This is a genomic window from Pedobacter cryoconitis (genome assembly GCF_014200595.1).
Taxonomy (GTDB): Bacteria; Bacteroidota; Bacteroidia; order Sphingobacteriales; family Sphingobacteriaceae; genus Pedobacter; species Pedobacter cryoconitis_C.
Window position 1 is genome coordinate 2,224,369 of the sequence record NZ_JACHCG010000001.1, and the last position, 15,748, is coordinate 2,240,116.

Consider the following 15,748-nt stretch of genomic DNA (forward strand, 5'->3'; position numbering starts at 1 on the left):
TTAGCTGCTAAATTTGTAGCCTACGCCATACATAGATTTAATGTAGTCATTACATCCCGCTTCCACCAGCTTTTTTCTCAGATTCTTAATATGTGTATAGATAAAGTCAAAGTGATCAGAAAGATCAATTTCATCACCCCAAAGATGTTCTGCAAGCGCACTTTTAGTAATTACTTTCCGTTGATTGGCAATAAAATAGACCAGCAGGTCATATTCTTTTTTGGTCAGATTGATATTGGTTTCGCCTACTGTTGTCCGCATGGCCAGGGTATCAATATTGATTTCGTGGAAAACAATCAGGTTATTTCCATCAAAACTTTTCCTTCTTACAATAGCTGATACTCTTGCTTTTAGCTCAGACAAATGAAAGGGTTTAACGAGGTAATCATCAGCACCCAAATTAAGTCCGGACAGTTTATCATCCAGAGAATGCCTTGCTGAAATAATCAGTACCCCATCTGTTTTATGCATTTGCTTCAGCTTGCGTAAAAGCTCCATTCCATCGCCATCCGGCAAAGTAAGGTCAAGCACAATACAGTCGTAATTATAAATATTTATTTTAGTTAATGCTGCCGCGTAATCCTCTGCTGTTTCACAAATGTTCCCTTCTTCAGTGAAATATGCAATGATGCTGTCCCTCAGGGCTGTTTCATCTTCTACTAAGAGGATTTTCATGGTGCAGGTTCCTCATGGATATCAACAGGTCTGATAATCATCCTTAAAGACTGATCTTTGGAAAAGTAAGCTACAGTCCAGTTGTAGAAAGTCCTGAACCTGTTACGGTAAGAAATTAATGACATCAGGTGAATAAATAACCACGCAAGCCACGCTATAAATCCGTTCAGGTGAATCCTTGGTTTTGGTAAATCTACTACTGCCTTATTGCTTCCTATAATTGCCATGCTTCCCCTGTCTTTATAAATGAAACTGCGCGGCACTTTTTGTTCTGCAATACGGATAAAATTCGAAGCCAGGTTTCTACCCTGCTGAATTGCAACTTGTGCAACCTGCGGGTGACCTTCCGGATAACCAGGATCACCGGATTGCATAGCGGTATCACCAATGGCATAAATATTTTCCAGTCCCTGTACTTTATGGAAGCCGTCAACGGTCATTCTTTTTCCACGTCCATAACTCGTCGCAGGGATTCCTTTAAAACTCATTGCACTGACACCCGCTGCCCAGATCAGGTTCTTGGTGGCAATTTCCGTTCCGTCAGAAAGGATCACTTTATCATTCACGAAATCGTTTACATGGCTGTTCAGCAAGATCTTCACCCCTAATTTAGTCAGAGATTCGTAAGTGTTCACCTGAGATTTTGTACTCATGGGCTTCAGCAAAGCTGCCCCGCCATCAACAAGGTAGATCTGAGCACCTGTATTTTTCAATTCAGGATAATCTTTATGCATGATATTATGGCGCATCTCTGCGAACATTCCTGAAATCTCCACTCCTGTAGGCCCGCCACCAGCAATAACAATAGTCAGGCTTTTTGCAATCTCTGCTCTGTCTTTGGTGATCGTAGCTTCTTCGAAATGCGTGAGTAACTTATTACGCATTTGTATCGCATCACTCAGTGTTTTCATTGGAATGGCGTTTTTCTTCACGTTCTCCATCCCAAAATAGTTCGTCTCTGCACCAGTTGCAAATACGAGTTCATCATATTCAATAGTCCCGTTGCTCAATACAAGCTGACGGGATTCGGGAATTACCTGAAGTAACTCGCCCAATCTGAAATGTAAGTTGCTTTTATTTCTGAATAGTTTACGGATCGGATAACTGATACTGGAAGGTTCCAGAAATGCCGTAGCCACCTGGTAAATCAATGGTGGGAAGAAATTATAATTGTTTTTATCTACCAGGGTAACTTGATAGTGTTTCTTTTTTCCAAGTTCCAGGGCTAAGTTAATGCCTGCAAACCCTCCGCCTATAATAACTATTCGTTTCTGCATAATTTATATTTTAACTATCAGCGCCGGGAACACCTGGTGATAGTCTCTGACTAATGACAGTTAAAAGTAAATAATGTTTTGAAACCTGAATGTAAAAATTATTATAGTTAAGCTGGCAGGCTGATTTTACCCATAGTCACGCCTGGTATTCCACGGCGATGGCCAAAATCAGTTTGTCCGCCTGCTACACACTCATTCGCGAGTAACGCAAAAAGCACTGCTTCTTTAGCATCCGGATCTATCCCTAAATCAGCAGTATCATTCACTGAAAATCCTAATCCTTCGCTGATCTGCTGCACCAAAAGCGGATTGTGCATTCCACCTCCGCTTAAATAAACTTTAAACGGCTGCGCACCAATAGCCTGTTTGATCGCAGTAACGATACTGATCGCGGTAAATTCACAAAGTGAGGCTAAGGTATCTTCTTTGGAAAGCATGAGCTGTCCGGTGGCTTCTTTTGCGTTTTCCAGATAAGACAAATTGAATAATTCAGGCCCTGTAGTGCGCGGAAAAGGTTGTTCAAAAAATGGATGAGCTAATAGGGCTTTAACAAGTTCAGGGTTCGGAATTCCGGCTTTTGCTATTGCTGCATCCTGATCATAATATTTACCCGGATAATTGAGTTGTACAAATTGATCCATTAAGGTATTACCGGGGCCAACATCTGTAGAAAATACGAGATCAGGATTTCTGCCTCCGGGCAGATAAGTAAAATTCGATATGCCGCCAATATTTAATAATATCCTGTTTTCAACCGGACTGGAAAGCAATAAGTAATCTCCATAAACGGCCAATGGTGCACCTTCTCCACCAGCAGCCACATGTTTCTGTCTAAAGTCGCTCAGTGTGATTATCCCTGTTTGTACGGCAATATGATCGCCATCCCCTATTTGCAGTGTAGCATTGGGGTAAGAGTCCAGCTGATGCAGGGAAACAGGTGCATGAAAGATGGTCTGTCCATGGCTCGCTATCAAATCAACGGAGGCAGCCGGGTATCCCCATTCCTTTAAAGCTTCTAAAACCAGCTGCGCAGAATAACTTCCGATAACTGCATTTAACAAAGTAACTTTCTGCAATTCTACCTGTGTTTTGAAGGAAATCGCTTTCAATTCTTCTTTAAACTGCTGACTATAAGGCATTGTAATAAAATGCAGCACCTTGACTTTAGTTTCCAGTCCTGATCCGGTGAATTCACATAAAGCAATGTCTAAACCATCCAAAGAGGTTCCGGACATTAATCCGGCAATTATTCTGGAAGGGGCTGCGGCTATTCTGGCTAAATCAGAGAGGTGGACATTCATATTTCTATTGAGGGATGCTTTTTAAAAGATCGAGTGATAGTCCCTGGAAATTATCACCAAAATGATGATCACCCGGAACCAGTTCTGTTTTCAAACCTGCTTTGATAAATTTTGAGGCGATACCACCGCCTTCTTCTGTTCCAAAAAAACTGATTACAGGTACGTTTTTGATCTTTTTCATCTCAGCCTGCACATTATACGTTTCTGTAGTACTGCCAAAACTAAGCATATCCAATACATGAATTTCAAAGTCGGCAGTGACATCCGGCGATAAAGAAAGTACAGCCGAAAGACGTGATTTCAAAGCAGGGTCTAACCGGTCGGCAACAAAAGGAACAACTGATGCACCAAAGGAATAACCCGCCAATACAAATTTCTCTTTGTTAAACTGAGCAGTATAATGCAGGATGGCCTTGCTCAGATCTGAGGTGGTTTTCTCAGGTGTGCGGGCATCCCAGAAATATTTTTGTGCATCCAGACCGACTACAGACAGCCCTCTTTCTGCAAGAGATTCTGCAAGTGACTGATCAAAACTTGTCCATCCGCCATCTCCTGAAATCATCAGCACCAAAGGAAGGTTATCCTTTTTAGCAGCAGGAATAATTGTTAAAGGCAAATCTTCTCCATAGAGTTTGATCGCCTGCGTTTTCAATTCTTTATTTTCCCCTTGTTTACGTTCTGCAAAAGATGGTGCATTAATTACTTTTTGAAAAGCGGCTTTGAATTGTGGCTCCCATTCACTGGTCACAGCAAAACCATGTCCCACTTTTGGCAATTCAATCAGTTCTGCCATTGGCATATCTTTCAAAAAAGAGGCGGTGGCAGCATAAGGACAGGCTTCATCTTTAAATCCATTCAGGACAATAAAGGGAGCAGTGAGCTTTTCAGTCCTTTCCAGCCAGAAGGAAACACCCGGTTTAAGCACGTGCTGTGTTAATCCGCTTCCTTTACAAAAAGGTTTTTTAGCGACAATATCCGGGCAAAAACCTAAAGCAACAGCACCTTTAAAAGTGTTGGCAGGTGCCTGGGCCAGAATTCCGTAAATCAGCGTTGCTCCGTAAGAATAACCAACCAGCACAGGTTTGGTATAATTACTGAATTTGTATTTTTTCTGAATCATTAAACTCAGCTGCTCGAAATCGGCAGCGGGATAATAACAGTCAGTTTTACGTTTTGATAAGGCTTTCTGATAATTCCGGGCATCGATACCCAGCACCAATGCGCCTTGCGCGGTAAGCTCCTGAGCCATATCAATAACACCGTCTTTCCAGCCTCCGTCACCAGAAACAAACAGGACAACTGAGGTTGGCTTTTGAACAGGGCGGTAAATCGTGATTTTACCAAAGGCACCATACCGAAGAGATTCTTCTCCTTTTATCGCAAACGATGGTTTGCCGAAACAAAATAACATTGCGATCACGAGAATCAATCTTTTCATAGGCTCATTTTAAGGTTTAATCACTTTGGACAATACTGCCGGAATTTGAATAAGGTCATAATCCTGTGCATAAATCAGGTATTTATTATGCCATACTGGTGAAAATTTATCCTTCGCATCTCTGAGCCCTTTGTAATGAGAGAAAGATTTGATCTTCTCATAAGCAAATTTCAAGGAGCGTTCAGGAAGGTTCTTTGGATCATTCAAGCCTGATAAGGGTGCAAAACCAATATTAACTGAAGTATATCCTTTTTCTTTCAAGTGTTTAAATAACTCCACCAGAATAAAGTCAATAACACCGTTTGGTGCATCTGCTGTTTTTCTGATCAGATCGTAAGTACCTTCCCCTTTAGCATAGTCAGGAATGATATTTAAAAAGGCAACAATCTTTTCTTCCGAATTCTCTACAGTGATGATCGTTTGATTTTTCAGTTCTTCCCAGTCAAACATTCCCTGAGAGAAAACAATCTCTTCCCGTTCTGTTTCTGCCAGCCATTCGTCAGAGACTGATTTTATTTTTTGCAACAGACCGTCCTTAACCGGTGCTTCGTAGATCTTGCTATGGTATCCTTTTTCACCTACCTTTTTAAGCGCATTACGGATTGATTTTCTATTTCCTCCATCCAGCGTAAAAGTAGTCAGGTTAACCACCCCTTCCTGACCTAAGAATAAACGCTTTTTACCACTTTGGGTAAAGGCATCCACATTTTCTTCAGCTACACGGTAGTAAAAGCTTTTCATGCCGCTTTCAAAGCAATACTTATCAAATGATTTGATAAACGCTTTTAAGTTTTCAGGAGCCGTCACAGGTGATTCCAGCACTACGGCAAAGTTTCCGGCGATCCGGTAAGAAATAAAGCCCTCCAGATCTGGCGAGCGGTAAATCAGCTTATCAGGATAGGTTTTGAAATAATCCATCGCTGAGTTTCCATATTGATCCAATTGAGTTCTTGCCCAGTCGAATTCTTCTGCATCGGTTGTGTCTTTGATAATATATGGACGGATCAAAGTATAAACCAAGAAGGCTACAGACAAGAATCCACTAATATTGATAGAATACAGAAATCCTCTTGCAAAAGCATCCTGTGGCATAAGATCACTACTATCAATCAGCACAAAATTCTCTAAAGTATATTTTATAGATTGAAGGATCCCGAAATCAACGTTAAAGTGTTTGGCATCCAGGAAATAAAAACCAATAGTACCGTATAAAACTACCGCAACAACACTGAGTAAGGTCGTTTGAATACCTATAAAGCGAAGTCTGGAGTTATGTTTAACATAATATTCTTTTCTGGAAGCAATCAGGCCGATAATAACGATGACTGAATAAAGTGCTTCTTCATAATCAAAAGCCTTGGTCAGGTTTCCAAACAGCGAGAATACACATAAACTTAAGGCAAAGTACCAGGCCATTTTAAGTCCCCGGAGCATGAATGCAGCAGTAACCAGTAAAAACAAGCCGACTACAAGTACAAAATAGTTTGAGGCTGCAATAGCTGAGATCGGCAGAAAGTTCTTTAAGAACACCAATCTTTCGTGAATTGCCGGTGTGAGTACGGAAACTATATTTACAATTCCTAAAGCCAGGATCATCAGTGCTGGTACGATACGCATCAGTAATTTATTGATTTTAACCAGGAAGCTTAAAGCACCTAATAACATTGGGATCCAGAATTCCATGAAACGATAAAGGAAAGTAACCGATACTGCCGCTGCTTCTGAATAGCCTAAACGGATCAGCATAAAGGTCATTGAAGCCTCTACTGCACCTAAACCTCTTAAAAATGGAGAGATAATCAGGAATACAACGCCAACCACATAACTGATAGTAGCGATAATGATAGACGGTTCAATATTCAGTGCTACCATAGCAATATAGATATGCACTACACCGATGATCTCGATCAGCATACTGTAAACGAACGTCCAGATAAAGCCGTTACGCTCAATTTTATTGCTTTTGAATTCTGCAAGAAAAACTTCTACGGAAGGGATGTATTTCACTAATAACTGATAAACCTTACCACTATTAGCTATAGACCTGTAAATCAAATATATACCACCTATTAAAACAAAAATGGAAATCAATCCGATCCATTCTCCCGCCCCTATACTTCCTTTGAAGATCGCATAAATAAATACCGGGATAGCAATAACAACTACCGAAAGTATACCTACAAAACCATAAATGGATGAAGCAAAATTAATCTGAGATTTAGTTACCCCTTTTTTCTCGATGTCTCCGCTAAAAAAAGCCAGTGAGGAAACTCCTCCTGCCGGAAGAAATACACTGACAAAGTTCCTTTTCAAGTACAACATGGTGGAATCAAGCAAATTAACTTCACTTCCTACTGCTTTAAAGGCATATTTATACATTATACCGTGTACAAAAATGTAAACGACACTGAGTGCAATACCCAAGGTGATCCAATCCCATTTAGAGGTCAGAACAAGATGTTTTACTTGCTGGAGTTCTGCTTTTTCGTGTTGAATAAACCAGATGCCCAAACCAATAAAAAACAGCGTGAAAATATAACTCGCAATGATTTTATAATTGTCCTTTATAAAAGGGACCGGGTTATATTGTGCAGATAATTTCATGTATAAGTAACGCTTTTCAAATAGTAATCAGGATAGCAAAAGTATGACATTTCTGCTGATTAAAGAATCTAATATGCCTAATTAGCCTAAACTAATTCCTTAAAACGTTTTCTGCCATAGTTTGTTTTTTCTTTGTCCTTGATTTTGAAAAGATAACGATGCTGATTGCAATGAATGACCATAGCAGCATTTGCCAGGTAGAAAGTGCCCATCCTCCGTGTTTCCAGCACAGCAGGCCAAAAAAGGTCCCTATTCCTCCCCCAATAAAATAGGTAGTCATATAAATGGTATTTAAACGGCTGTGGGAGTTTTCGTCTAAGGAATAAATCCTGGTGAAATTGGTAATCTGTGTTGCCTGTACCCCAATATCGAGTATAAATATGGCGATAATCATCACGATCACCGAAACTGGAAAGAGTTTAAGCAGTACCAGGCTGAATATAATCATACTAACACTGATGATTAACGATTTCTTCGTATTCCCTTTGTCTGCTAATTTCCCGAAATAAGGAGCTACTAATGCACCGCCAATCGCAACAATACCGAAAAGCCCTATAGTATCTGCGTGGAAGCCAAAGGCCGGCCCGCTCAGATAAAAGGTTACGGTTGTCCAGAAAGAACAGAAAATACCAAATGTAAATGCACCCAGAATTGCCGACCTGCGCAGAAGCTCATGTTCTTTGACTAAAGCGAGTGTTGATTTAAGTAACTCAACATAAGTACCTGTAAATTTATGCTTTACATTTGGAAGATAAAGTTTTAAAAGCACAGTTATAGTTAAGACCATGACGGCCGAAATCGCATAAACGTAACGCCAGCCGAGCCAGTCGGTGATAAATCCGCTGATTACCCTGGAGCCCAATATACCCACCAGAATTCCGCTAAAAACAATCCCAACGGTTTTACCCCGGTTTACCTTGTCCAGACTGGCGGCCATAGGCAGGATAATTTGTGCGGGAGCTGAACATACCCCGATCAGCAGACTCAGTAGCCAGACAAAAACAACACCTTTAGCGACAACCATCAGGATCAGCATCACGGCCAGGCTCAGCATCAAAATAAGAATCAGTTTTTTCCGGTCTACTTTATCGCCAAGAGGGATCAGGAAAAACATACCCAGGCCATAGCCCAGCTGTGCAAACATGGATACTCTTCCTATTTCTGCATCAGTAGCCTTCAAAGAAATTGCCATTTCCTTTAAGATTGGCTGATTGTAATAAATATTGGCAACAGTAATACCCGCAGCAACGGCCATTAACAAAATTGTACCTGATTTTAACGGGTCACCTTCCTGGTGCAGCTTCTTATTTTTACGATCCATCTGACCGCAAAAATAACTAATAATAGGATGAATTCAGATTTCTGTTTGCTTTCTCTGCAATTTCTATCAAAGTATAATTTGATAAGATCATGGCATGCCCAGGTTTGACACAAACATCATGTTCAAAGTGAACGGACGGTTTACCATCAGCTGTTCTGACTGTCCAGCCATCTTTTGACATATGGATATCTTTAGTACCCAGATTTACCATAGGCTCAATCGCAAGCACAAGATTTTCTTTCATCAGTATCCCTTCGTTTCTTCTTCCGTAGTTTGGTACCTGCGGATGTTCATGCATTGAACGGCCCAGACCATGGCCTACAAATTCTCTGACCACCCCATAACCATTCCCTTCTGCATGGCGTTGTATCGCACTGGAAATATTAGTTAAGTAACTGCCTGCCACAGCATTATTAATGCCTTCATAAAGACATTCTTTAGTTACCCTCACCAAGTCTATAACTTCCTGGTCTGCTTCTCCTATAATGAAAGTATAGGCGTGATCTCCATGAAATTCGTTTTTAATAACCCCTATATCTACAGAAACAATATCACCGTCACTCAGCGGCTTGTCATTCGGCATACCATGTACCACCACATCATTTACTGAAGTACAAATATGATGCGGATAGCCTTCATAGTTAAGAAAGGATGGAATAGCACCATGATCCGCAATATATTCAGCTGCAAGTTTGTCCAGGGCCATCGTAGTGATCCCTGGCTTTAAAACCTTAGCGACTTCAGTCAGGGTGGAGCTAATTAAGGTAGCACTGATCCGGATCAATTCTACTTCTTCTTCTGTTTTAAGTATAATCATTTAGATTGCGGGTTAATTTTCTTGTGATGAGAATATTGAATAGGCTTTTGCTATTGACAGCAGATAAAAGATAATCATAAAATCTCTTATTTTCAGTATAATCCTTATGCTTTGCATACTTCAGCAATACAGCGGGAGACAGTCCGCAGACTGCTAAAATTAGTAAAACGATTTGCTGAGGAGGATCAGGTGATTTGAGGCAGAGCAGATATTGGCCGGAAATTGCTAATAAACTGTATGTCAATATTTCGTTTGTTCAAATTACCATAACTATTTATTAGTTAGGGTCAGGAATCAAAAATAGCATGTTTAAATGAGGAAACAAACAAAAATAAAAACACCTTATTTATAACCCGGTTTCGCCATATTCTCAGGTTATTTACCAGATTTTTTTACCTTTATTTTTTAACAGATTATGATGGAATATACCGAGATATGTAAGCCTTTTGACTCCCTGACTGTAAAAGAGCTTTATGCGATATTAAAATTGAGAAGTGAAATATTTGTAGTAGAACAAAATTGCGTTTTCCTGGACACAGATGGTAAGGATTTGTCTTGTCAGCATCTGATGCTTTATCAGAATAAAGAGCTGATGGCTTATGCAAGAATAGTACCCGCAGGATTATCATTTACTGAACCTTCTATAGGAAGGATAGTAAGCAGCTATGCGGCAAGAGGAAAAGGATTCGGCAGACAGCTTGTCTCTCTGGCTATTGCTAACTGTCAGCGCTTATATGGAAATAAGCCCATTAAAATTGGCGCACAGCTTTACCTGAAGTCATTTTACGAGTCGTTTGGTTTTGTAGTTCATGGAGAAGAATACCTGGAAGATGATATTGTACATGTGGATATGGTCAGACCTGTAACTTCCTGATAATTAATACGGAACCAGATTATAATCTGATACAATTAATTGTCATTTAATTGTACGTTTCCGGGAAAATATGATTAATATTATATAAGGATATAAGTTTTTACACTTAAAAATCAATAATAATTTAATCAATCTCTCATGGAAACAACTACTTTTTCAAAATTCTCTGCCGAATTTTTCGGTACACTGGTGCTGGTCCTGATGGGCTGTGGCAGTGCTGTAATTGCTGGTGCAGATGGTACTAGTGGAGTCGGTTTGCTAGGCATATCCTTCGCTTTTGGGCTATCTGTAGTCGCTATGGCTTATGCCATCGGACATATTTCAGGTTGCCATATTAACCCGGCAATTTCTATTGGTATGGTGGTAGTCGGACGTATGAAATCAAGTGAGGCAGTTATCTATATTATTGCACAGGTGCTGGGGGCAATTGCAGGTGCAGGAATTTTATACCTGATTGCTTCTGGTAAAGATGGTTATTCCCTTGCTGATGGTGGTTTAGGACAAAATGGTTACGAGGCGGGCTCCCCTGCTGGTTATAGCCTTGTTGCTGGCTTTGTTGCCGAAACAGTATTTACCTTTATTTTCCTGATGGTGATTTTCGGATCAACTTCTACAAAAAACATAAACGGTGGTTTCGCTGGTCTTGCAATTGGTTTAAGTTTAGTATTGATTCATATTGTTGGTATCAAAGTAACGGGTGTATCTGTAAACCCTGCAAGAAGTATCGGCCCTGCATTATTGGTAGGCAGCCGGGCAATCAGTCAGGTTTGGTTATTCATTGCAGCACCTGTTTTAGGGAGTATACTGAGTGCTGTGGTATGGCGGTTCCTGCTGGAAAAAAATTAGTTCTGTAAATCATAAAAAAAGACCCTGTTTTTTCGTTTATTGCGAGACGAAACAGGGTCTTTACTATTAAAACCATTGATGCTTTTACCAACTGTTGGCATAGAAAAGATTTTCAACCTGCCTTATACACAAGAAGATTTTAAGATTGTTTACCATACGCCTATTGGCATGCCGGTTATACCGCAGGCACATAAGCACGATTTCTATATGGCACTGCTGATTGAAAAAGGTACGGGTACGCATACCATAGACTTCTTTGAACATGAAGTTAAACCTAAAACGGTATTCTTTTTAGCTCCCGGCCAGGCACATCAATGGAATTTGTCAAAGGATACCTCCGGATTCCAGGTCATGTTCTCTCCTGATTTCCTTTTACAAGTACAGCAGAAATTCCCTTTTTTCACACCTTCAGGAAAAAGTTCTTTAGTACTGACTGACAATGATTATCATCAGCTAGTTATAGAACTGAAAAGTCTTTTACTGGAAGCCAGTGACCAACAGGCTTTTTACCTGGATCTGCTGCAACATAAACTACAAATTGTGCTGCTCTTGCTCAAACGTGCTTACCAGGCAAGTTTTAAAACGGAGCTTCCCCATGCTGATCACCGCATACTGAGCCGCTTCCACCAGCTGCTGGAAAAACATTACCATACCAATAGTGACGTAGCATATTATGCTAATATACTGAACGTTACACCTAATTACCTGAATCAGGTATGCCGTAAGAGATCAGGAAGTACTGCCGGTGATCAAATTCGCGAACGCATTTTACTGGAAGCCAAAAGGATGTTAACACTGACTAGCCTGGATGTCAAAGAGATCGCCTTTACACTAGGTTTTAATGACACTTCTTATTTCTCCAGATTCTTTCGGAAATACACAAAATCCAGCCCTGTTGAGTTTCGTAAAATAAACAATTAGTACCCGTGATGTACTAATCTGTCCTATATCCTGGTAAACAAAACTGCTAAGTTTGCCGGATGATGAAACAGTATAAGTTGCAATTAACGGTTTTGCTTTGTCTGTGTGGCATCGCATTCAGCGCTTGTGCCCAGGAAAAGCATATGGAAAAAGAAAAAATAACAGTTTTTAAGATTATCACTTCAAATGACGTCAGCGCATTAAAACACTGGATTGCGGAACGGAATAATCTTGAAATCCGCAATGACAAAGGTGAAACGCCATTGATTACCGCTACTTATGCCAACCATATAGAGATGGCTAAGTTATTGATTGAGGCTGGTGCTGATGTCAATGCACAAGACAAACTGCTGAACAGTTCCTTTTTATACGCCGGAGCTTCTGGTTACCTGGAAATCTTAAAATTGGGATTAAAAGCCGGTGCTGATTATAAAGTGTTTAACAGGTATTATGGCACAGCATTAATTCCTGCATGCGAAAAAGGACATACCGCAGTCGTTGCTGAATTATTAAAGGATAAGTCTTTCCCTGTAGATCATGTCAATAAACTGGGCTGGACAGCACTGCTTGAAGCAATTATTCTGACAAATGGAAATAGCAAGCAAGTGGAGATCGTAGCAATGCTCATTCGTGCTGGCTGTAATGTAAATCTTGCAGATCATGAAGGAGTTACTCCATTAAGTCATGCAAAAAACAAGAATTTCAAAGCTATCATAGCTCTGTTAGAAAAAGCTGGTGCGCATTAATATTATTCAAAGCATGAAAAGACTATTTATTCTAACCGTTTCTTTATTTCTTGGGAACGTCGCCTTTGCACAGAAAATACAGGCAGACCTGATGATTACCGGCGGAAATATCATTGACGTTAAAACGGGAAAGCTGAGTTCAGGCAAAGCGATTATCATCCGCAATGATAGTATCATTACAGTGATTGATATGAAAAAGATTACCTCCTGGCGGGTGAAACAAAGTTATAATGCAGCAGGAAAGTTTATCATTCCCGGACTTTGGGATATGCATATGCATTTTGGCGGTGGAGATTCACTGATCCAGGAAAACAAAAATTTACTTCCTCTATTTCTTGCAAATGGAATTACCACAGTCAGAGATGCTTCGGCAGATTTAAGTAACAGCGTTTTGCAATGGAGAGACGAAATCGCAAAAGGTAAGCTTCAGGGGCCAGCTATATTTACTTCAGGGCCAAAAATAGAAGGCTATAAGTCTATCTGGCTCGGTGATATTGAAGTGGGTACTATACAGGAAATCAATTTGGCCTTAGATTCTTTACAAAAATTAAAGGTCGACTTTGTGAAAATCACCGACAATACATTAAAGCCAGCTTTATTTCTGGAAGCGATTAAAATGGCCAGGGCAAGAGGCTTTAAAGTTTCTGCACATATCCCCTCCTCTTTAACTATGACCCAGGTAGCTGACGCCGGGCTAAGTGCAGTAGAGCATATTGGTTATGCACTAAAGGCAGGAACTAAGGATGAAAAAGCTATATCTGATGAAATTGCATCTGGTGTATTGAAAGGGAAAGCTGTTAATGAGCGCATTATTGCTGATTTTGATGAGGCTTCGGCTTTTAAAGCCTATAGAAATATGGCTAAACATGGTATGTCTTTGACGCCTACGCTTTCGATCAGCCGTACAGTAGCTTATCTGGATCAGGATGATCATAAAAATGACCCTTATTTAAAATATATTGGGAAAGGGCTTCGTAAAACATACAATTGGCGGGTAGAAAGAGCAGCGAAAGATGGCCCGGACGCCATTGAATTCAGGCATCTGGTTTTTGAAAAATCGGCAGCCGTTTTACCCCTTTTACAAAAGGCAGGTGTGAAAATTCTGGCAGGTACAGACGCAGGTTATTTAAACTCCTTCGATTATCCGGGAATTGGTTTACATCAGGAGCTGGAATTGTTTGTCAAATATGGCCTGACACCACTACAGGCTTTACAGGCTTCAGTAATTAATTCACCAGAATTTCTTAATCAAAAGCAATATGGAAGTATAAGTTCTGGTAAAAAAGCTGATATTTTAGTGCTGGATGAAAATCCATTGATTCATATCACAGCAACTCAAAAGATAAATGCAGTGATTGTAAAGGGGCAGTTACTGGATCGCAAGCATTTAGATCAAATGCTGGAAGCTATTAAAGCTATGAATTAGATAGCGTATTTCTACGTAGCAGTATAGGTAGTTTAACTGCATGATTCATGCCTTTATCTTGTAAATTTGAGGTAAGGTTAACATCTAAATTAATCAACGCCCTCTTTTACCTCATTTTAAACAGAAAAAGCCTCGTAAATGGAATATCCTTAAAAGTTAGACACTACAGAGGCACCCGGAACGAGGCTTTTTCAATTTGTTTTTTTCCTGATCAGCATAAAAGTCAGCATGGAAAGCACAACCAGAACCATGTAACTTAAGCCAAGGCTTGTCTGAGATTTCGCCGGGATCAGTGAAACTATACCATAACTTAAAATAGAAGTAATCACATATAAGGCTCCTCCGGTTACTCCACTGGCAATACCTGCATTTTTAGGAAATAGTCCAAGACAATAAGAAAAGTAATTATTGAAAACAAAACCGGCAATGAAATGAATGCTGAAGGCAAATGCCATCATCGTAATTAAATTAGTATGCGCTGTTGGAATTAAAATCATTGCCAGGGTAAGCACAAACTGGATACTAATGGCAATACTTAACTTTTTAACGAAAGGATACCTGATTAATGCTTTTCCCAGGAAACCACCCAGCAACAGGGAAATCCCAAGAGTTAAGGAACAATAACCCGTTGTAATCGGTGAATCATGAAAAGTGTGTTCAATGATAAAAGGGCCGCTCATCCCATAAACCATAAACATAGAATTGGATAGTCCCAGCATAATCAGGCCAAGGCTAAAACTCAGTGTTTTAATCATGTTTCCATAAACCTGCACAATTGATTTGAAATGAAATTTCTGATAGACTTTCAATGATTCACCCCCGAATATCAGTTCAAGGACAAGCATAATCAACGCGAAATAACCGATCAGGTAGAAATTGGATTCCCAGCCGAATGCGGTTTGGAGATATCCCCCGAAAAAAGGGGCAATAATCGGAGCTGATGACCAGACTATGGAAAATAAACTGGTATAGTGTTTCAACTTATCTCCTGAAAAGATATCTACGAAATAAGCTCTTTTACCTACTACAATAGCCGCCACGGTTATACCATGGATTACACGCATCAGGTAAATGACATATACACTCTGTGCATTGGCAATTGTAAAACTTGCAATACTGAACAGCAGTAAGGCAGCTATAGTTAGCTTAAAACGTCCAAAACTATCTAATAAGCTTCCAATAAATAGTTGTGATATCCCATAACTGATCAGAAAAAATACAATCGTCAATTGTACTTCTGCATGAGTGGCATGCAGCTTATTTGCCATATCGGGTAGCGAGGGCAAATAAATGTCGGTAGCGAAACCCGAAAGTGGTATTAAAACGAATGCAAGGATAGTCCCGATTCCGTCATGATCTTTTTCAATAGTTCTCATTCTCTGTTGCGATTCTTATTTACACTTTATCTTCCAGTGCAATGCGTACTGGAAGATAAGGTGATCAAAGATATAGGCAATGGCAGAAAAGCTACTTTCAAAAAACAAAGGAATGATTACATAAAT

Annotated in this window: 13 protein-coding genes; 5 read left to right on the forward strand and 8 right to left on the reverse strand. The window is 40.0% G+C overall.

What is annotated here, in order from left to right; all coding sequences use genetic code 11:
• The 7 genes from HDE70_RS09270 to map form a co-directional block, all read right to left on the reverse strand.
• A complete protein-coding gene (locus HDE70_RS09270) occupies positions 1-675 on the reverse strand; it encodes a response regulator transcription factor (protein ID WP_183889534.1) in 675 nt (224 codons plus the stop codon).
• Complete coding sequence (locus tag HDE70_RS09275) at positions 672-1,952, reverse strand: NAD(P)/FAD-dependent oxidoreductase (RefSeq protein ID WP_183889536.1); 1,281 nt, start codon at positions 1,950-1,952, stop codon at positions 672-674. Before HDE70_RS09275 ends, HDE70_RS09270 begins: the two co-directional genes overlap by 4 nt.
• Before the next feature lie 107 nt (positions 1,953-2,059).
• Positions 2,060-3,253, reverse strand: coding sequence for an anhydro-N-acetylmuramic acid kinase (locus tag HDE70_RS09280; protein WP_183889538.1), 1,194 nt, complete (start codon positions 3,251-3,253; stop codon positions 2,060-2,062).
• Positions 3,254-3,257: 4 nt separating this feature from the next.
• On the reverse strand, positions 3,258-4,691 hold the full coding sequence (locus tag HDE70_RS09285; protein WP_183889540.1) for an AcvB/VirJ family lysyl-phosphatidylglycerol hydrolase: 1,434 nt from the start codon (positions 4,689-4,691) through the stop codon (positions 3,258-3,260).
• Positions 4,692-4,700: 9 nt separating this feature from the next.
• Positions 4,701-7,295, reverse strand: a complete 2,595-nt coding sequence (locus HDE70_RS09290; RefSeq protein ID WP_183867061.1) for a phosphatidylglycerol lysyltransferase domain-containing protein — start codon at positions 7,293-7,295, stop codon at positions 4,701-4,703.
• A 91-nt stretch (positions 7,296-7,386) separates the two neighbouring features.
• Positions 7,387-8,616 carry an MFS transporter gene (locus HDE70_RS09295; RefSeq protein ID WP_183889542.1) on the reverse strand — a complete coding sequence of 410 codons (1,230 nt, stop codon included), beginning with the start codon at positions 8,614-8,616 and terminating at the stop codon, positions 7,387-7,389.
• 16 nt (positions 8,617-8,632) lie between these two features.
• On the reverse strand, positions 8,633-9,433 hold the full coding sequence (map, locus tag HDE70_RS09300; protein ID WP_183889544.1) for a type I methionyl aminopeptidase: 801 nt from the start codon (positions 9,431-9,433) through the stop codon (positions 8,633-8,635).
• A 415-nt stretch (positions 9,434-9,848) separates the two neighbouring features.
• On the opposite strand from map, the gene HDE70_RS09305 reads away from it, so the two are divergent.
• The 5 genes from HDE70_RS09305 to HDE70_RS09325 all read left to right on the forward strand — a co-directional run bounded on the left by HDE70_RS09305 (position 9,849) and on the right by HDE70_RS09325 (position 14,246).
• A complete protein-coding gene (locus HDE70_RS09305) occupies positions 9,849-10,307 on the forward strand; it encodes a GNAT family N-acetyltransferase (RefSeq protein ID WP_260160217.1) in 459 nt (152 codons plus the stop codon).
• 138 nt (positions 10,308-10,445) lie between these two features.
• Positions 10,446-11,153 carry an aquaporin Z gene (gene aqpZ, locus HDE70_RS09310; protein ID WP_183889546.1) on the forward strand — a complete coding sequence of 236 codons (708 nt, stop codon included), beginning with the start codon at positions 10,446-10,448 and terminating at the stop codon, positions 11,151-11,153.
• 78 nt (positions 11,154-11,231) lie between these two features.
• Positions 11,232-12,074 carry a helix-turn-helix domain-containing protein gene (locus tag HDE70_RS09315; protein WP_183889548.1) on the forward strand — a complete coding sequence of 281 codons (843 nt, stop codon included), beginning with the start codon at positions 11,232-11,234 and terminating at the stop codon, positions 12,072-12,074.
• Between the two features lie 59 nt (positions 12,075-12,133).
• Positions 12,134-12,820 carry an ankyrin repeat domain-containing protein gene (locus HDE70_RS09320; RefSeq protein ID WP_260160219.1) on the forward strand — a complete coding sequence of 229 codons (687 nt, stop codon included), beginning with the start codon at positions 12,134-12,136 and terminating at the stop codon, positions 12,818-12,820.
• 13 nt (positions 12,821-12,833) lie between these two features.
• Positions 12,834-14,246: an amidohydrolase family protein gene (locus HDE70_RS09325; RefSeq protein WP_183889550.1), complete on the forward strand. Its 1,413-nt coding sequence runs from the start codon at positions 12,834-12,836 to the stop codon at positions 14,244-14,246.
• 191 nt (positions 14,247-14,437) lie between these two features.
• Here the strand turns inward: HDE70_RS09325 and HDE70_RS09330 are convergent, their stop codons facing one another.
• Complete coding sequence (locus tag HDE70_RS09330) at positions 14,438-15,622, reverse strand: MFS transporter (protein ID WP_183867055.1); 1,185 nt, start codon at positions 15,620-15,622, stop codon at positions 14,438-14,440.
• Positions 15,623-15,748 lie beyond the last annotated feature (126 nt).